Genomic DNA, 16,234 nt, shown 5'->3' with positions numbered 1-16,234 from the left:
AAATGCCTGATATGAAGAAAAAATACAACGAGGAAGTGCGCAGTGCTCTGCAGGCCAAGCTTGGTCTGAAGAACGTGATGCAGATTCCGAAGCTTGAGAAGATCGTGGTTTCGACCGGTATCGGAACGGATGCCGAGCGGGATGCTTTCACTGAGGCGAAGAAGCACATTGCGGCGATGACCGGTCAGCAGCCGGTGATCACGAAGGCGCGCAAGAACGTTTCGAACTTCAAGCTGCGCGTCGGCATGCCGGTGGGTGTGATGGTGACGCTTCGCGGCAACCGGATGTACGAGTTTCTGGACCGTTTCGTTCACAACGCGATGCCGCGTGTGCGTGACTTCCGCGGGATTCCGAAGACCGGGTTCGATGGGGTCGGCAACTACAATCTCGGAGTTGCGGACGTGTCGGTGTTCACGGAAGTTGATGCGGACAAGCTGAAGTATCCGCTCGGTGTGAATCTGACGTTTGTGACCACGGCGAAGACCGATGAGGCGGCGCGTGAACTTCTGAAGATGATGGAAGTTCCGTTCGAGGAATAAAGGAAGGATTGCATTATGGCGAAACTCAGTCTGATAGTGAAAGCCGAACGCGGGAGCAAGTTCCCGGTGCGGAACTACACGCGCTGCAAGGCGTGCGGCCGCCCCCGTGCATATATCGGCAAGTTCCAGCTTTGCCGTATCTGTTTCCGCGAACTGGCGTCGAAGGGCCAGATTCCGGGTGTGACCAAGGCCAGCTGGTAAGGGAGGAATGACAAATGAGCATGCAAGATCCCATTGCTGATATGCTGACCCGGATCCGCAACGCGGGTTCCGCGGGGTTGAAGAAGGTCGAGATGCCGAGTTCGCGTGAGAAGGCGGCCATCGCGAAGGTTCTGAAGGAAGAGGGTTACATCAGCGACTATGCTGTGAGCGAGGATGGAGTCAAGAAGGTTCTGTCGATTGTTCTCAAGTATGCGAACGGCAAGTCTGTGATCGAAGGCATTGAGCGCGTGAGCAAGCCCTCCTGCCGGATCCATTGCGGCAGCCGGGAGATTCCGCGGGTGCGCAACGGCCTCGGCACGGTGATTCTGACGACGCCCTCGGGTGTGCTTTCGGGTCGTGCCGCAGCCAGAGAGAACGTCGGTGGTGAAATTCTCTGCTACGTCTGGTAATTAAAGAACAGGAATTTGAAATATGTCTCGAATTGGCAATAAGGCGATCGCGATTCCTTCCGGCGTGAAGGTGTCGGTCGACGCTGCCGGGGTGACGGTCGAAGGCAAGTCGAAGCTTTCGATGCCGCTTCCGCCGCTGGTTGCGGTTGAGGTGAAGGACGGGCACGTCCACGTCGCGATGGCTTCAGACGACCGCAAGGCGAGCGCGATGCAGGGGTTGACCCGCAGTTTGATCAACAACATGGTGATCGGGGTGACTGCGGGATTCAAGAAGGAGCTTCAGATTGTTGGCGTCGGTTACAAGGCGCAGCTTTCCGGTAAGAAGCTGGTGTTGAACCTCGGTTATTCGCACACGATCGAATATATGATTCCTGACACGGTGAAAGTTGCTGTGGAAGGCGCGAAGATCACGGTCGAGGGTGCGGACAAGCAGGCGGTGGGCGAAGTTGCCGCCGAGATCCGTCGTTTCCGTCCGCCCGAGCCGTACAAGGGCAAGGGCATTCGTTATTCCGACGAGCGGATCATCCTCAAAGAAGGCAAATCCGTGGGTTGATCCCGGGTTTAAGGAGCTTATAACATGGCTGTCAAAGATAGAAAAACGATGCGTGTGCGCCGCCATCTCCGGATTCGCAAGAAGATTTCCGGCACGGCGGCCCGTCCGAGATTTTGCGTGAGCATCACCGCCAATCATATTTACTGTCAGTTTATTGACGATGTGAAGGGTGTGACGCTGGCGAGCACCTCCAGCCTGGATCCGAAGTTCAAGGCGGAGAATGCCAAGCCGAATATGGCTGGAGCGGTGTTGCTCGGGAAACTCGCGGCGGAGGCTGCGAAGGCTGCGAACGTCACGGAAGTTGTTTTCGACCGTTCCGGTTACAACTATCACGGCCGGATGAAGGCGATTGCCGAGACCGCCCGCGAAAACGGACTCAAGTTCTAGGAGAATTCCCATGGCGAAACGTGAAAATGTCAATGAAGCGGTTCAGAGCGAATTCGACGAGAACGTCATTTCGATCAACCGCAGTGCGAAGGTCGTGAAGGGCGGCAAGAACTTCAGTTTCGGCGCTCTTGTTGTGGTTGGAGACCACAACGGCCGGGTCGGTTACGGCTACGGCAAGGCGAACGAGGTTTCCGATGCGATCCGCAAGGGTGGCGAGGCCGCCCGGCGCAATCTCGTGACGGTTCCGATGAACGGTCAGACGCTGCCGCATGAGATTGAGGTGAAATTCGGTGGAGCGCGTGTGTTGCTCCGTCCGGCTTCGTCTGGTACGGGTTTGATTGCCGGTGGTGCGGTTCGTGCGATTCTCGAGCTTGCCGGTGTGAAGGACGTGCTTGCAAAGTCGCTCGGTGCGGCGAATGCGGCGAATGTTGCGAAGGCGACGTTCAAGGCGATCTCGCAGCTTTCGAGCCGCGAGGAAGTGTATGCGCGGCGTGGTATTGCGTTGCCGCAGGCTGCGCCGGTTGCTGCTCCCGCGACGGAAAACAACTAATCTACAGATAGGAAGTTTTGGATTATGAAACTGCATGAACTCAGCCCCAACGCCGGTTCGCGGAAGCGGCGCAAGCGGGTCGGGCGCGGCGACAGCTCCGGTCTCGGCAAGACGGCCGGGCGCGGAGAGAAGGGGCAGAAGTCCCGTACCGGTTCGTCGGTGCGTCCGTTCTTTGAAGGCGGACAGATTCCGTTGTTCCGTCGTCTGCCGAAGCGCGGCTTCAACAGCCCGGATCATATCGAGTACCAGCTGGTCAACTTGAACATTCTCGAAGAGAATTTCAACGCGGGTGACGTGGTTGATCAGGAGGCGCTCCGTGCGAAGAATCTTCTGGGCAAGAAGGTCCAGATGATCAAGATTCTTGCGAATGGTGAGATCACGAAGGCGCTGACCGTCAAGGCGGAGAAATTCTCCGCGCAGGCGCAGGCCAAGATCGAAGCCGCCGGCGGGAAAGTCGAAGTCGTGGAATAAAAAAACCGGGGAAGACGGTAAGTTATGTTGCAGGCATTTGTCAACACATTGAAGGTGAAAGATCTGCGGAATCGCCTGATGTTCACCGCACTGATTATTGTGCTGGTGCGTTTTGCGAGCAGCATTCCGTGTCCCGGGGTTGATCCGGCGGCACTGGAAAGTTTTATGGCTGAACTGAGTGCCAGCAACAAGGACGGCGGCGGATTGATGGCGTTTATCGACCTGTTTTCCGGCGGAGCGCTTACGCACTTCGCGCTGGGGGCTCTCGGTATCATGCCATACATCACCGCGTCGATTATCGTTCAGCTTCTGGTGCCTGTGATCCCCTCGCTGGAGAAGCTCCAGCGCGAGGGGGAGACGGGTCGCCAGAAGATCTCCCAGTATACCCGTTACCTGACGCTGCTGGTCTGTGTGGTTCAGGGGATGATGGTTGCGCTTGCGATGATCAACCCGACCAAGATTGGTCTGCCGGCGCCGGGGCGTCCCCTTTTTCTGGGGAATGAGCAGATCTTCATTCTGATGACGATTCTGGTGCTGACCACGACGACGATGGTTTTCACTTGGCTCGGTGAGCAGATCACGGAGCGGGGCATCGGCAACGGTGTTTCGCTCATCATCACAATCAACATCGTCTCGCGGTTGCCGCAGTCGGTTATCGAGCTGGTCCAGATGGCCTGGGCTGGAGAGACTCCGAGCGGCACGAGCTTCAATGCGGTTCAGCTGTTGTTGCTGCTGGTGGTGTTCTGTGTTGTGACGGCTGCGACGATTCTTCTTTCGCAGGGGTATCGCCGGGTTCCGATTCAGATGATTCGCAAAACGGTCGGCAAGCAGATGACCGGTGGCAGCACTTACATGCCGTTGAAGGTCAACTACGCGAACGTCATGCCGATCATTTTCGCCGGTGCGATCCTGATGCTGCCGGAGTATTTGTTCCGCTATATGGCGAATCGTCCGGATGCCAGCAGCATCTGGATTACGCTTGCGCAGACGTTTCAGCAGGATGGAACCGGGTACATGATCGCCTATGCGGTTCTGATTCTCGCGTTCAGTTTCTTCTGGGTGGCGAATCAGTTCAACCCGATTCAGATCGCGGACAACCTCAAGAAGGAGGGTGCTTTCATTCCGGGCATCAGCCCCGGACAGCCGACCGCGGATTATCTTGATACGGCGATGACTCGTGTCACTGCCGGAGGGGCGGTGTTCCTGATGATTCTGGCGTTGTTCCCGATGTTTTTGTACAGCAGTTTCAACATTCCGTTCATGGTTGCCCAGTTCTTCGGCGGTACGTCGCTGCTCATTATGGTCGGCGTGGTGCTCGATACGGTCAGCCAGCTGGAATCCCATCTTACGATGCGGCATTATGAGGGATTCCTGAAGAGCGGACGGTTGCGGAGCCGCAGCGGAAACTGATTTCCGCGACGAACATTTGAGATGTCGGACTGGTCCGACCGGTTGCGGCTGGTCGAATCAGTCCTTTTTATATTCTGGAAGAGATGGTTTCATGAGCAATTGTATTGCGATCGACGGCCCGGCGGCATCCGGGAAGAGCACCATAGCCAGACGGGTCGCCGAAAAACTGAATATAGCCTATATCAACACCGGCAGCTTATATCGGGCCGTGGCTCTGGCCGCGATCCGGGCGGGTCGCGATCTCTCGTCGCTTGACCGGAGTTTTCTTGATACGCTCAAGCTCGAATATGCGGAAAATGAGTCAGGTGCTTATGAGTTGAAGTTGAACGGGGCGTTTCCCGGGGCGGCACTGCGGACTGCGGAGGTGGCGGCCGGGGCGAGTCTGGTGGCGACGCAACCAGTGGTTCGCGATTTTCTGCTCGGAGTTCAGCGCGGATTTGCCGGGGAGCGGATGGTCGTGATGGAAGGACGCGATATCGGGACGGTGATTTTTCCGGATGCCGCGGTTAAGATTTTTCTCACGGCTTCGCCGGAGGAGCGTGCGCGGCGGCGGCTTGCCCAGGATGGTGAATCGCCCGACGGTGCGACGCTTGCGGAAGTCGCCCGCGAGATTGCTGCGCGCGACAAGCAGGATTCGGAGCGGGCGGTAGCTCCGCTCAAGCCAGCTCCGGATGCGATTCTGGTCGATACGACCGGATTTTCGCTTGACAAAGCGGTGGAAACGATCATCGGGCTGACTGCCCGCAAGCTGCAGGAGAGTGGAATATGTATCATGAAATAGAGTACCGGGTTCCATATGCCGACACCGATCAGATGGGAGTGGTCTATTATGCGAACTATCTGGAGTATTTCGAGCGCAGCCGGACGGAGATGCTGCGTTCGGCCGGGCTGCCGTACAGTGAACTTGAAAAGCGCGGGTTGTTTTTGCCGGTTTCGGAGGCGTACTGCAAATACCACGCTCCGGCTCGTTACGACGATCTGCTGACATTCCGCTCATGGGTGAAGGAGGTGCGCGGCGTGCGCATGGTGATCGCCTCGGAAGTTCGTCGTGGCGATGAGCTGCTGGTTTCCGGACATGTCGTTCTGGTCAGCGTGAACGGCGACCGCAAGGTGACCCGTATGCCGGGTGACTTTATCGATACGTGCAGACAGTTTTCCTTTGAACCGGAGAGCAAGAATGAGTGATTTTCTGAACAGCAATCAGCTTTATCCCCTCAAGTTCGTCCCGATTTATCAGGCGCGCATCTGGGGTGGAACGCAGATGTCCGAGGTGCTTCACCGCGAGGTTCCCGCCTCGGAGGAACCGATCGGCGAGTCGTGGGAGATCGTCGACCGCGAGGACGAGAACAGTGTGCTGGCCAACGGCCCCATGGCGGGGAAGAGTCTGCATGAGCTTCTTCAGCATTACGGCCGGGAGCTGGTCGGGCGGCGCGCGAAATCGATTCAGCGTTTTCCGCTGCTGGTGAAGCTGATCGATGCGGGTGACCGGTTGAGTTTGCAGGTGCATCCGGACGAGGCGGCCTGTGCCCGGATCGGCGAGGGAGCCGAGCCCAAGACTGAGATGTGGTACATCGTCGCGGCGCGCAAGGGAGCACAGATCCTTGCCGGACTTCAGGGGAGGGCGACGCGTCAGCAACTTGTGAGCCGGCTCGATTCGCCGGACGTGGAGAATCTGCTTCAGGTTTATCCGTCGCTGCCGGGTGATGCGTATTTCATCACTTCCGGGACGCTGCATGCGATCGGCGGCGGCAATCTGATTCTCGAGATCCAGCAGAACAGCGACACGACCTACCGGGTCAGTGACTGGGGACGGGTTGATGCGCACGGCAATCCGCGTGAACTGCACATTGAAAAGGGGATTCAGTCGATCAACTTCATGAACCGTACTTCGCCGCGGATCGTCGGCGTGACCGATTATGTTTCGCACAACCGCAAGTTCGACGTGGTCAGCAACTGCCCGTTCTTCACTGTGACGGATCTGCGGTTGACATCGCTCTGGTCGGATGATACGGGATCGTTCGGCAGCTTTCACATGATCAGTGCGATCAATGGTGCGGTTACGCTCGGAAAACCGGATGATCCGGAGCGGAGCGTTCGCCTTGCGGCGGGCGAAACGGCGCTGATTCCGGCCTGTTTCGGCAGTTACGTCATTGTCCCTGAGAGTGAGGGCGAGACCACCGTGGTGAAAACGACGCTTTGAAAGGCAGCAGGATGGCATACAAGTTTGTGGCGGACCTCGAAGGGTTTCTCCGGGGGAAGTATGAGAAGTTTCCGGCCGGGAGCGTGATCGCTCCGGAACCGTGTCCCGCGGGGATGAACGGTGATCTTACGGTCAACTGTTTCCGATTTGCGAAGAGCTGCGGGAATCCGATGGCGGTTGCGGCGGAGGTGACGGAATATCTGAACGGACATGCCGACGTGGCTCATGCCGAGGCAGTCAAGGCGTTTGTGAATGTGACGCTCAAACCGGCCGCGCTTTACCGGGATTCGGTGGCGGATGTGACTGCGTTGCTCGCATCGGCGAAGCTGCCGGAGGAGTGCCGCCGCCGAATCCTCATTGAGTTTTCCGCGCCGAATACGAACAAGCCGCAGCATCTCGGGCATGTCCGGAACAATACGCTGGGCATGTCGCTCGGATCGCTGCTGAAACGGGTCGGGCACGATGTGATCGAGATCAATCTTGTGAATGACCGCGGAATCCATATCTGCAAATCGATGATCGCCTACGAGCGGTTCGGCAACGGCTGCACTCCCGAGTCGACCGGCATGAAGGGCGACCATCTGGTCGGGAAATTCTACGTCGACTACAATAAAGCGCTGTCTGAGGAGATCAAGGCTCTGAAGGAGGCACACCCGGAACTCGCGGAAAAGAGCAGTGAAGAGCTGTTTCTCGATACGGAACTCGGGGCGGCGACTCAGAAGATGCTTCAGCAGTGGGAAGCGGGCGATCCGCAGGTCCGGGCGCTCTGGCGCAAGATGAACGACTGGGTGTTTGCGGGTTTCGCCGAAACCTACGAGCGCATGGGGATTCACTTTGACCACACCTATCTTGAGAGCGAGACCTATCTGCTCGGCAAGGACATTATTGCTTCCGGACTGGAGAAGGGGGTGTTCACGAAGCGCGAGGACGGCGCGGTGATCTGTGACCTCGGCAAGCTCGGGAAGAAGGTGGTTCTGCGCAGCGACGGCACAAGCGTCTACATCACGCAGGACATCGGCACGACGCTGCGCAAGTATGAGGATTACCATCCCGAGTCGATGATCTGGGTGGTCGGAGACGAGCAGAATCTGCATTTCCAGATGTTGTTTACGATCATGGAGAGGCTCGGATACTCCTGGGCGAAGGATCTCTATCATCTCTCTTACGGTATGGTCAATCTTCCGACCGGGAAGATGAAGAGCCGCGAGGGTACGGTGGTCGATGCGGACGATCTTTTCGATGAGATGGCTTCGCTTGCGATGGAGGCGTGCCGGGAACGCGGTGGCGAGGAGCTTTCTCCGGAAGAGCTCAAGGCCCGCGGCGAAATCATCGGGCTTGGCGCGTTGAAGTTCATGCTTCTGAAATTCAACCCGAAAACCACGATCATGTTCGATCCGGCCGCATCGCTGCGGTTCGAAGGAGACACCGGGCCGTATGTTCAGTATGTCGCGGCGCGAATCCAGTCGATCCGGCGCAAGGCGGCGGAGCGCGGCATAGAGTTCAGCCCGGAGAAGGTCGATTGGAGTCTGCTCGGGGCTGAGACGGAGAAATTTCTGGCCGTCACGGCGTCATTTTATCCGAGCGTACTTCAGCTTGCGGCCGAGCGGCGTGACTGCTCGGGTCTTGTCGAGTATCTGCTCAATCTCGGGAAGGCGTTCAACAGCTTCTACCGGGAGTGTCCGGTGCTTGCGGCGGAGACGCCGGAACTCGCAGCCGCACGGCTCGCGCTTTCGAGCGCCGTACGGGAAATCATTGCCGACGGGCTCGGTACCCTGACCATCGGGATCCCCGACGCGATGTGACGCATTCGCCGCGCTGCGGCCTCACAGATTCGGGAGGAAGCGCCGGCGGATGATCTGCCAGCGCAGCTCCTGTTTCCCATCGACATAAGCCCGGAGACTCTCCGGGCTTTTCAGTTTGCCGAGTTCGCGGATCTCGGGCGTTGTGGAGCGGAACAGTACGGCCATCGGTTTTTCAACGCCGAATCCCTTCAGAGCCTTTGCCGCTTTGAACACCCAGTGGCGTGCCCGGGCGTTCCGGTAGAGCAGATAGGCGGGATACGCGAGCGCAAGAATCCAGAACGGCCAGGCCGGCAGTGCCGGCAGCAGAAACGACTGCACAATCACCGCGCCGAGCAGAATGAACACCGGAATCACAAAAAGCAGCGCATCGTAATCACGGATGAAACAATTGCCCAGGTAACGGCGGAAACGGCTCGGACTCGTGCGGTAGGCGAAGAACTCTTCCAGCGGTACATCGCGCAACGGCTGCCGCATCGAATGGCAGAGCTCATGCGCGAGCAGCTCCTTGCGGTTGTAGAGGAACCATTTCTGCCGTTTGCGAAACGCCCCGCGAATCAGAAAAAAGGAAAACGGCAACTCCGTATCGCTGATTATGCAGCCGCCCCAGAGCAGCCCGACGTCGCGCGAGAGAAAGAATCCGGGCACGTGAACCGTCCGGAAATCGTAGAGCTCTCCGGTCAGGTCGTCCGCTTCGGCGATGATTTCAGCCGGAATCCGCTCGGACTCCTTCAGCAGAAACTCCTGAAAAACCTTGACTTCCCCATTGGCCGAGAGCTCTTCTTCAAACTGCCGGTGCGCTTCGCGGATGGCGGCGATTCGCGACTCGAAGTCGGCGGCGGCTTCTCCGACGCCGGGCAGGAACCCGGCGGCATCGAGCTCCGCATAGCGTTCGAGTTCGGGATGCGGCTCCATGGGTTATTTCTCCTGCTTCCCGTTTTCGGCGGGTTGCGCATTTTCGGGTCTGGGCTGCCGGTTGTCGTTCCGGTTGGTCCGCTGTTGATTGCGGTTGCGGTTGTTGTTGCCGCCGTTACGTCCGAGCTGGCGTTCGTTGCTGATGCGGGGACGCTGTTCCGGGGTGAATACCGTCACTTCCGAACGATGGAAATGAACGATGTTGCCGGTTTCAAGCTGAACGGAGACTTTCTGCGTGAGCAGATTCCGGTCACAGACGCGGCCGCGTCCCTGGGGCGTTTCGCACCAGTTGCCCCGTTTGGGCATATTTTTTTCCAGCTCCTGATACCCCTCATGCTCGAATTTGAGACAGCATTTCAGACGGCCGCAGGCTCCGGAAATCGTTGCTGGCGTGAGGGAGAGGTCCTGCTCCTTGGCCATTTTCACATTGATGGAGTTGAACTCCTTCAGGAAGCGGCAGCAGCAGAGTTTCTGGCCGCAGACGGCGATTCCGCCGTAGATGCCGGTTTCGTCGCGCACGCCGATCTGACGCAGTTCAATCCGGGTGCAGAGCGTACGCGAAAGCTCCTTGACCAGTTCGCGGAAGTCGACACGGCCGTCCGCGCTGAACTGGATCACCACAAGTTTTCCGTCGAGCGAATAGTGGGCATTCAGCAGTTTCATTGCGAGCCCGAGGTTGCCGACCAGCTCCCGCGCGGTACGCATGGCGCTGCGGGAGCGGACATAATTATCATTCGCGGTCGCGAGTTCCCGATTGTCGGCCACATGCTGGATGGAGGGCAGTTCGCTCCAGGCGGTCTCCGCCGGAGGTTCGGCGATTTCGCGCACGATCTCTCCCGAATCGGTATAGAAATCCCGACGGAACACGCATGTGTCGTGAAGTTTGACTTCGACCCCGGACGGGGCTTTCGCCTCGAACGTGCTGCCGTTATCGAGTTTTATGATGAAGAGTCGATCCATTCCGGTCTCCCAGTTAAAATTCATTTCTATAAATATAGCAGGAATCGGGGTTATTGCAAACGACACTCCCCGATGAGAAGCGCAAGAAATCCGCTGCCCGGTGCTTCCTGAACCCGGGGCGGCGCTGCGAGCGGGGCTCGCTTGAGCAATGCGGCAACCGCCTGGTCGCTCACTTGCCGGAAACGCGGGGAAAGGACGAGCGTGAACTCATGAACTCCCCGGGCGCGGAGCAGTTCCGGAACCGCTTCCAGGTCGGCGTCGTTCTTCACGAAGAGCCACCGCTTTTCAAAGAAGAGCCGGGGTGTCATCTCCGGCAGAAAGAACACATCGGAAACGATCGTTTCCGTCCGACTTGCAGCGACTGCCCGTTCCGCCGCGGCCGCGTCGGCCGATACTCCGAAGAGGCAGCGCATCCCGATCAGCTGCAGAACCAGCGCCGCCGCCGGAATCGCCGCAAGCAGCAGACGCCTCCTGTGCGACAACCAGCCGAGCCGCGCAAATCCGAGAAAACTCAGGAGAAAAAGGAGCGGATAGACCGGCAGATAGTGACGCGGCCCCCAGATGATCCCGATGTCGCTTCTGGTCAGGACCGGAGGAAGCACCACGCAGTAGAGCAGTGCCGCGAGTGTGAGCAGCCGGATCTGGTACGGTCCACGCGTGAGCAGATCTCTCCATTTGAGAAAAAATCCCGCCAGCAGCGGGGAGGCCGTGATGAAGCCGACCGTCAGCCCCGCCGCCGCGGCCGGTTCCGGATTTCCGCAGTAGAGTGCGAGCAGAACCGCCCAGGAGACCACGGCCGCCGCAGCCGCCGCACATTGGAGACGGCGGGAATCGAACGCTCCCGCTGCGGGCAGCAGAACCATCGGCAGCAGCAGGAGGTAGTAGTACCAGACCATCTCCGGATTGCCCGAGTTGAATTGGAGGAGATAGATGAAATATCCATCGAAAACTCCCGCAATCTGCTGCGCGAGTGTCTGCGTCGTTTCGGCGTTGTGCGTGTAGTAGAGCGCGCCGTGCAGACCGAGGATATGCCCGTAACTGTGCAGATTCCAGAGCCAGAGCGGCACGGCGCAGAGGAGAAATCCCGCCCCGAACGGAATGTTCCGCCGCCACTGCCGCGGAAGGAACACCAGAGCTGCTGCGCCGGAAACGAGCGCGATCAGATAAAACTCTTCCCGCAGCCAGAGTCCCAGCCCGAGCCAGATGCCCGCGAGAAAGAGTTTTTTTCTGCGTGCGGCAAGGAGCGCCGCGAGCGGAAACACTGCCGAAACGGTCATCTCCCAGAAGGTTCCGGAGTAGAAGAGAAACGGCGTTCCGCAGAGAAGCAGTACCGCGAGCAGCGCTTCGATTCGGGTGGTGAGCCGCAGCGGATCGAGCAGCGCGAGGAAGAGCGCAAGCATCGCCAGCGTGCCGGCGATCGGAATCAGAAGGAGCCCCGCGTCGCCGGCCAGCAGATATCCCGGCAGCGCGAGAATGGAGAAAAATTCCGGGTAGACCGAAAAAATCTTGCCGCCATGCCGCTGAAAATGGAATCCGCCGTCCGGAAAGAACCGGTTTTCCGGGTCGAGTTCCGCTGCGGGATTCTCCATCGCGGGCGTCCCGTGTTCCGCGAGGTTGCGCAGGATCATGTACTTGTTCCCATTGTCCGTGATCCAGACCGGACCGGACGGCAACAGCGCAGCCTCCAGCAGAAGCAGCACCAGTGCTCCCGTAAGAATCGGAATCCGCCGTCTCCAGCGTTCAGACACCGGGAACGACCTTTCCGTCGGCTTCGAGTTTTTCGACTGCGACCGTGCAACTCAGTCGGAAACACCATTTCAGCGCTTCAAAGAGCGGCAGCATCGGGTCGTAGGCCTGAAGCTGCTCCCCGGAGGCGTTCGCCGCATGCCAGTCGACGTAGGCCTGGGCGCACTCCGTGGCCAGATTGAGCTTCTTGAAATATCCGGTCAGCCGCTCGTCGGCGTAGAGTGGAATCTTGCCGTCGAGCATGCCGAGCAGCTCGAAGTTGTCCGGCTGGCCGTTGACCAGATTCGTAACCGCTTCGGCGGCTTTTGCGTAGACGAAGGTGAAGAGCGAAGCGATCTCATCATCGGAGAGTGTGTCGCTGCCGTTTTTCCTGCGTTCATTGAGCCGGGCGAGCATTTTGAGGAAGAGCTCCTTCTCCGCCTCCGCCAGCACGGGCGAGGCGACCAGCGCCCCCTTGATGCAGCCGCTTTTCCGGGCGGCTTCGACCATCGCGAGAGCGACTGCCTGCGAGACGATCGAACGGCTGAATCCGTTTGCCATGTTTGTGTAGAATCCTTATGCGTTGTGGAGCCGCTGTTTTGCTGCCCGGAGGGATTATTCGAACTCCAGGATGTCGAAGCAGTCCGGCTCGTGAAAGTTGACCCGGCGGACCGGCCGCCATGATGCCCAGTGCGGATGGCTCGTGTTGTCTCCGCACTTGAACGCGTTCCCGCGCCACACTGTGCCGGAGACCGGAACCGGTGCATGATGGGTTTTTTCGAAAAGCGCGAACGGAATGAAGAAGCCGAGCTCATAATCCGTCGCTTCCGCAATCTCCGGCTCCACCCGGTTCGGGAGCGTGTGGAAGATCCGGATCCCTTCCGCCTCCTGGTCGGAAAGCGGACGAACGTCATCGGAACCGGGGCGCCGCCGCCGGTCCATGACATGGTGTGCGAGCAGGACGCCGGAGGCATTGAATTCGAAATTCACATAGCCTGTCCCGATGGCCGGCTGCACGAAGAGCTCAATGCAGCTGTCCCCGCAGACCATGTCCTGAAAACGCTCCGCCACGCAGCGGACAAAACGATCCCGGACCGAGAAAAGCCCGTAGAGTCCCGCATTGTCATATTGCAGTTTGAGTCTGGTTTCCGGCCGATGGCCGCTGCCCTCCGGCCGGAAACATGCGACGCGGATCGTCCCGCATTTCTTCCAGGCATCGGAATCGAATCCGGCAGAAAGCTCCGGAGGAGTCGAAGTGCGACAAATCAGATAACCCATGTTGCTCAATCTTCCTTGAGTTGGTAGATCTTACTCATATTGAAACTTCCGCCGAGCCGGAATTCCGCTTCCGAAGTCGGGGTCGCGGCCGGGCGGATCGTCTTGATGAACATGGTCCGGTCGATTCCGCCGCCGGGTTTCATCGTGTAGAGTGCGGCCGCGCCCGGAAGATTGCGGATCGAAAGCATGTTCCGATTGAAATCCTCCACACTGGCGGCCCGGCTGAGCCCGATTGCGAGCAGTTTCAACGCATCGTACCCCTGGGCCTCGCAACTGCCGGGGAAGATGAAATTCGTGCGTCGGAACTCCTTCCGGAATGCATGCTGCTCCGGAAGGTCGAACTCATCCGAGTAAAAACCGATGAATGCACAGTCGCCGGGCCGCGGCCCGCACTCCCGCAGAAAGGCCGGATCGTCCCAGCTTTCGGGGCCGAGCAGCAATCCGCGGTAGCCGAGTTCACGGATGTATTTCACCACCCGGCCCGAATTCCCCGGTTCTCCGGGAACCAGGATCGCCTGCGGCCCGTAGGAGACCAGTTCCTGAAGTTTTTTGACGAACTCCTCCTTGTCCCCCTTGAACTCGACCGAATGAACGACCTCGCCTCCAAGTTCCGCGAAGGCCTTCCCCGCCGCCTGGGCGACGCTGCGGGAGTAGGTCGCCTGTTTGTCCACATTCACCAGAATCGCCATGCGCAGCAGCTTGCGCCAGTACCACGCGTAGGCCGCAATCGCCTCCCCCTGCTGGGAATCCGTGAAACAGGCACGGTAGATCATCCTTGTCCCATTGGTGACCTCATCGTTGGTTGCCAGTGGAATGACGGTCGGAATCAGGAGCGCCTCCACAACCGGTTTGATCGCGAGCGCCTCGTTCGTGCTGTACGGTCCGACCAGTCCGGCGATGCCCTGTTCCGAAAGCTCTTCGGTCTGGTGTCGCGCTTCCAGCGGCGAGCTTTTCGTATCGCGGATCAGAAGTTCGACGCGGCGATCCGAGATCCCGCGCCCGTTGTTGAGTTCGTCACAGGCCAGTCTGATGCCGCGCAGCGTCCGCTCCCCGAACTCCGCGTCGTCTCCGGTGAGCGGAAGCAGCACGCCGATCCGAACCGGCTGGTTCAGCGAGCCCTGCACGGTCGGGTTCGGCAGCGGCGTGACCTGCCTGCAGCCCGCCGCGAATGCCGCGGCAACTGCAACAGTGAACAATACGATCAGATGTCTCATCATTGCAAAAGGCTCCTTCACTCTTTTTCCTCGGGATCCGCACCGCGAATTCCGAGAGCGGCAAGTTCCGGATCACCCGGCATGATGCCGCGTTCCGTCTTGCGGATGAATTCCACAAAATGGTCGACCTCCGGCGGGCGCATCGGCATGGCTTCGATCTCGGCCAGAGCGTTGGTCGCATTGAGTCCGCGGAAGAAGTAGGTCTTGATCGCGCGCCGGATCGCCGACCGCGCATAGCTGTCGAAGCCCGCCCGGCGCAGTCCGATGACGTTCGGCCCGCAGACACATTCGTTCTCGGCAAGCATGCAGAACGGCGGGATGTCCTGACGGATGATGGTACGCGCTCCGACCATCGCAAGCCGTCCGATCCGGCAGAACTGGTGAATGAGAATGTATCCGGAAAGCACCGCCTGATCCTCGATGATCACATGCCCCGAGACTGCCGTCTGGTTCGCGATCGTGACCCGGTCGCCGATCTGCGCATCGTGGCCGATGTGGACGAACGACATGAGCAGCGTGCCGCTGCCGATCCGGGTATAACGCTCCGCGAACGGGGAGCGGTGAATCGTGACGTACTCCCGGATCGTCGTATCGGCTCCGACCGTCGTCCAGGCGACGGTTCCGGGGGTGAACCGGTGATCCTGCGGCTCCTCGCCGACCAGTGCCCCGAGGTAGACCCGGCAGCGCGGCCCGAGCGTCGTGTAGCGTGCGATTTTGACGTGCGAATCGATCACGCAGCCGTCGCCGATCACGCAATCGTCCTCAACGATCGAATAGGGGCCGATCCTGACCTCTTCGCCGATCTGCGCCTTCGGACTGATGACCGCGGTTGGATGAATGTCGGTCATGATCCGCCTCTCAGCTTACGATGGTTCCGGCCCCGGTGTCTCCTGCAAGGATTCGCTCCAGGCTGTCCGGGTCGGAGAAGTTGAATACGATAATCGGCAGATCATTGTCCCGGCACATCGAGAACGCCGTCGAATCCATGACCTTGAGCTGCCGGGCGAGCGCCTCGTCGAAACTCAGTTCCGGGAACCGGATCGCATCGGGATCCTTGAACGGATCGGCCGTGTAGATGCCGTCGACCTTCGTCGCTTTGAGAACCGCGTCGCAGTCGGTTTCGAGCGCCCGCAGCGTGCTGGTGGTGTCGGTTGTGAAGAACGGGCTTCCGGTGCCGCCCGCGAAAATCACGATCTTTCCCGCCTCGAGCGCCCGGATCGCCTCTTCCCGGTTGAAGCGTGGAGCGATCGGCTCCATCCCGATCGAGCACTGCACGATCGCTTCGATTCCGGCGGAGCGGAAGAAATCGCGCAGGCAGAGCGCGTTCATTACGGTTGCAAGCATTCCCATGTAGTCGGCGTTGACCCGGTCCATCCCGCCGGCGCGCCCCATTACGCCGCGCCAGATGTTGCCGGCGCCGACGACCAGCGCGATCTCCACGCCCTGATCGGCGACCGCTTTGACCCGCTCGACGATGGTTCTGACCGCGTCGGCGTCGTACCCGTGTTCCTGTGAACCCTTGAGGGCTTCGCCGCTGAGTTTCAGCAATACCCGGTTGAATCGGAATTTTTCATTCATGACTGGCTCCTTTCACTCCCGAAAAAGGGGTGGATTTCTTCTTT

20 protein-coding genes are annotated in these 16,234 nt (G+C 59.2%); 12 read left to right on the top strand and 8 right to left on the bottom strand.

The features are described 5' to 3' along the window. Nucleotides 1-2 precede the first annotated feature (2 nt). The 12 genes from rplE (at nucleotide 3) to argS (ending at nucleotide 8,523) form a co-directional block, all read left to right on the top strand. A complete protein-coding gene (rplE, locus tag Q0K10_RS08455) occupies nucleotides 3-539 on the top strand; it encodes a 50S ribosomal protein L5 (RefSeq protein WP_294505827.1) in 537 nt (178 codons plus the stop codon). A 15-nt stretch (nucleotides 540-554) separates the two neighbouring features. Next, nucleotides 555-740 carry a type Z 30S ribosomal protein S14 gene (locus tag Q0K10_RS08450; RefSeq protein ID WP_294436527.1) on the top strand — a complete coding sequence of 62 codons (186 nt, stop codon included), beginning with the start codon at nucleotides 555-557 and terminating at the stop codon, nucleotides 738-740. A gap of 14 nt (nucleotides 741-754) precedes the next feature. After that, nucleotides 755-1,150 (top strand): 30S ribosomal protein S8, encoded by a 396-nt coding sequence (rpsH, locus tag Q0K10_RS08445; protein ID WP_294505824.1) that lies wholly within the window; start codon nucleotides 755-757, stop codon nucleotides 1,148-1,150. Nucleotides 1,151-1,172: 22 nt separating this feature from the next. After that, a complete protein-coding gene (gene rplF / locus Q0K10_RS08440; RefSeq protein ID WP_294505823.1) occupies nucleotides 1,173-1,703 on the top strand; it encodes a 50S ribosomal protein L6 in 531 nt (176 codons plus the stop codon). A 24-nt stretch (nucleotides 1,704-1,727) separates the two neighbouring features. Beyond that, nucleotides 1,728-2,090, top strand: a complete 363-nt coding sequence (gene rplR / locus Q0K10_RS08435) for a 50S ribosomal protein L18 (protein ID WP_294505820.1) — start codon at nucleotides 1,728-1,730, stop codon at nucleotides 2,088-2,090. A 10-nt stretch (nucleotides 2,091-2,100) separates the two neighbouring features. Further along, nucleotides 2,101-2,640, top strand: a complete 540-nt coding sequence (gene rpsE / locus Q0K10_RS08430; RefSeq protein ID WP_294505818.1) for a 30S ribosomal protein S5 — start codon at nucleotides 2,101-2,103, stop codon at nucleotides 2,638-2,640. A gap of 24 nt (nucleotides 2,641-2,664) precedes the next feature. Beyond that, the gene (gene rplO, locus Q0K10_RS08425) at nucleotides 2,665-3,111 is read left to right on the top strand and encodes a 50S ribosomal protein L15 (RefSeq protein ID WP_294505815.1); all 447 of its coding nucleotides are present in this window, start codon (nucleotides 2,665-2,667) and stop codon (nucleotides 3,109-3,111) included. A 24-nt stretch (nucleotides 3,112-3,135) separates the two neighbouring features. Beyond that, complete coding sequence (secY, locus tag Q0K10_RS08420; protein WP_294505813.1) at nucleotides 3,136-4,521, top strand: preprotein translocase subunit SecY; 1,386 nt, start codon at nucleotides 3,136-3,138, stop codon at nucleotides 4,519-4,521. Between the two features lie 91 nt (nucleotides 4,522-4,612). Beyond that, the gene (cmk, locus tag Q0K10_RS08415; protein WP_294505810.1) at nucleotides 4,613-5,302 is read left to right on the top strand and encodes a (d)CMP kinase; all 690 of its coding nucleotides are present in this window, start codon (nucleotides 4,613-4,615) and stop codon (nucleotides 5,300-5,302) included. Next, a complete protein-coding gene (locus Q0K10_RS08410; protein ID WP_294505808.1) occupies nucleotides 5,287-5,706 on the top strand; it encodes a thioesterase family protein in 420 nt (139 codons plus the stop codon). The genes cmk and Q0K10_RS08410 overlap by 16 nt, the downstream gene beginning before the upstream one ends. After that, a complete protein-coding gene (locus tag Q0K10_RS08405) occupies nucleotides 5,699-6,721 on the top strand; it encodes a type I phosphomannose isomerase catalytic subunit (RefSeq protein ID WP_294505804.1) in 1,023 nt (340 codons plus the stop codon). Before Q0K10_RS08410 ends, Q0K10_RS08405 begins: the two co-directional genes overlap by 8 nt. A gap of 11 nt (nucleotides 6,722-6,732) precedes the next feature. Beyond that, nucleotides 6,733-8,523 carry an arginine--tRNA ligase gene (gene argS / locus Q0K10_RS08400; RefSeq protein ID WP_294505801.1) on the top strand — a complete coding sequence of 597 codons (1,791 nt, stop codon included), beginning with the start codon at nucleotides 6,733-6,735 and terminating at the stop codon, nucleotides 8,521-8,523. Nucleotides 8,524-8,544: 21 nt separating this feature from the next. On the opposite strand, the gene Q0K10_RS08395 is transcribed toward argS, so the two are convergent. Genes Q0K10_RS08395 through pyrH form a run of 8 tightly spaced genes read right to left on the bottom strand, consistent with a single transcriptional unit; the run spans nucleotide 8,545 to nucleotide 16,190 of the window. Further along, entirely contained in the window at nucleotides 8,545-9,435 is an 891-nt protein-coding gene (locus tag Q0K10_RS08395) for a hypothetical protein (protein WP_294505798.1), read from the bottom strand. 3 nt (nucleotides 9,436-9,438) lie between these two features. Beyond that, nucleotides 9,439-10,395 (bottom strand): regulatory iron-sulfur-containing complex subunit RicT, encoded by a 957-nt coding sequence (gene ricT / locus Q0K10_RS08390; RefSeq protein WP_294505795.1) that lies wholly within the window; start codon nucleotides 10,393-10,395, stop codon nucleotides 9,439-9,441. A gap of 50 nt (nucleotides 10,396-10,445) precedes the next feature. Beyond that, nucleotides 10,446-12,143, bottom strand: a complete 1,698-nt coding sequence (locus tag Q0K10_RS08385; RefSeq protein ID WP_294505792.1) for a hypothetical protein — start codon at nucleotides 12,141-12,143, stop codon at nucleotides 10,446-10,448. Further along, the gene (locus Q0K10_RS08380; RefSeq protein WP_294505790.1) at nucleotides 12,136-12,681 is read right to left on the bottom strand and encodes a hypothetical protein; all 546 of its coding nucleotides are present in this window, start codon (nucleotides 12,679-12,681) and stop codon (nucleotides 12,136-12,138) included. The genes Q0K10_RS08385 and Q0K10_RS08380 overlap by 8 nt, the downstream gene beginning before the upstream one ends. 54 nt (nucleotides 12,682-12,735) lie before the next feature. After that, nucleotides 12,736-13,398: a carbohydrate-binding family 9-like protein gene (locus Q0K10_RS08375; RefSeq protein WP_294505787.1), complete on the bottom strand. Its 663-nt coding sequence runs from the start codon at nucleotides 13,396-13,398 to the stop codon at nucleotides 12,736-12,738. 5 nt (nucleotides 13,399-13,403) lie between these two features. Continuing rightward, complete coding sequence (locus Q0K10_RS08370) at nucleotides 13,404-14,615, bottom strand: ABC transporter substrate-binding protein (protein WP_294505784.1); 1,212 nt, start codon at nucleotides 14,613-14,615, stop codon at nucleotides 13,404-13,406. Nucleotides 14,616-14,629: 14 nt separating this feature from the next. Next, nucleotides 14,630-15,460, bottom strand: a complete 831-nt coding sequence (lpxA, locus tag Q0K10_RS08365) for an acyl-ACP--UDP-N-acetylglucosamine O-acyltransferase (RefSeq protein ID WP_294505782.1) — start codon at nucleotides 15,458-15,460, stop codon at nucleotides 14,630-14,632. Between the two features lie 10 nt (nucleotides 15,461-15,470). Continuing rightward, complete coding sequence (pyrH, locus tag Q0K10_RS08360; protein ID WP_294505779.1) at nucleotides 15,471-16,190, bottom strand: UMP kinase; 720 nt, start codon at nucleotides 16,188-16,190, stop codon at nucleotides 15,471-15,473. Nucleotides 16,191-16,234 lie beyond the last annotated feature (44 nt).

The organism is uncultured Victivallis sp., assembly GCF_944391105.1.
GTDB lineage: Bacteria > Verrucomicrobiota > Lentisphaeria > Victivallales > Victivallaceae > Victivallis.
The sequence above is the reverse complement of the archived record's forward strand: the minus strand, read 5'-3'. Positions and strand labels throughout refer to the sequence as shown.

What these genes read in the sequence shown, in the direction of transcription:
- rplE (WP_294505827.1), top strand. Translation starts at nt 3, where the DNA reads ATGCCTGATATGAAGAAAAAATACAACGAGGAAGTGCGCAGTGCTCTG.
- Q0K10_RS08450 (WP_294436527.1), top strand. Translation starts at nt 555, where the DNA reads ATGGCGAAACTCAGTCTGATAGTGAAAGCCGAACGCGGGAGCAAGTTC.
- rpsH (WP_294505824.1), top strand. Translation starts at nt 755, where the DNA reads ATGAGCATGCAAGATCCCATTGCTGATATGCTGACCCGGATCCGCAAC.
- rplF (WP_294505823.1), top strand. Translation starts at nt 1,173, where the DNA reads ATGTCTCGAATTGGCAATAAGGCGATCGCGATTCCTTCCGGCGTGAAG.
- rplR (WP_294505820.1), top strand. Translation starts at nt 1,728, where the DNA reads ATGGCTGTCAAAGATAGAAAAACGATGCGTGTGCGCCGCCATCTCCGG.
- rpsE (WP_294505818.1), top strand. Translation starts at nt 2,101, where the DNA reads ATGGCGAAACGTGAAAATGTCAATGAAGCGGTTCAGAGCGAATTCGAC.
- rplO (WP_294505815.1), top strand. Translation starts at nt 2,665, where the DNA reads ATGAAACTGCATGAACTCAGCCCCAACGCCGGTTCGCGGAAGCGGCGC.
- secY (WP_294505813.1), top strand. Translation starts at nt 3,136, where the DNA reads ATGTTGCAGGCATTTGTCAACACATTGAAGGTGAAAGATCTGCGGAAT.
- cmk (WP_294505810.1), top strand. Translation starts at nt 4,613, where the DNA reads ATGAGCAATTGTATTGCGATCGACGGCCCGGCGGCATCCGGGAAGAGC.
- Q0K10_RS08410 (WP_294505808.1), top strand. Translation starts at nt 5,287, where the DNA reads ATGTATCATGAAATAGAGTACCGGGTTCCATATGCCGACACCGATCAG.
- Q0K10_RS08405 (WP_294505804.1), top strand. Translation starts at nt 5,699, where the DNA reads ATGAGTGATTTTCTGAACAGCAATCAGCTTTATCCCCTCAAGTTCGTC.
- argS (WP_294505801.1), top strand. Translation starts at nt 6,733, where the DNA reads ATGGCATACAAGTTTGTGGCGGACCTCGAAGGGTTTCTCCGGGGGAAG.
- Q0K10_RS08395 (WP_294505798.1), bottom strand. Translation starts at nt 9,435, where the DNA reads ATGGAGCCGCATCCCGAACTCGAACGCTATGCGGAGCTCGATGCCGCC.
- ricT (WP_294505795.1), bottom strand. Translation starts at nt 10,395, where the DNA reads ATGGATCGACTCTTCATCATAAAACTCGATAACGGCAGCACGTTCGAG.
- Q0K10_RS08380 (WP_294505790.1), bottom strand. Translation starts at nt 12,681, where the DNA reads ATGGCAAACGGATTCAGCCGTTCGATCGTCTCGCAGGCAGTCGCTCTC.
- Q0K10_RS08375 (WP_294505787.1), bottom strand. Translation starts at nt 13,398, where the DNA reads ATGGGTTATCTGATTTGTCGCACTTCGACTCCTCCGGAGCTTTCTGCC.
- Q0K10_RS08370 (WP_294505784.1), bottom strand. Translation starts at nt 14,615, where the DNA reads ATGATGAGACATCTGATCGTATTGTTCACTGTTGCAGTTGCCGCGGCA.
- lpxA (WP_294505782.1), bottom strand. Translation starts at nt 15,460, where the DNA reads ATGACCGACATTCATCCAACCGCGGTCATCAGTCCGAAGGCGCAGATC.
- pyrH (WP_294505779.1), bottom strand. Translation starts at nt 16,190, where the DNA reads ATGAATGAAAAATTCCGATTCAACCGGGTATTGCTGAAACTCAGCGGC.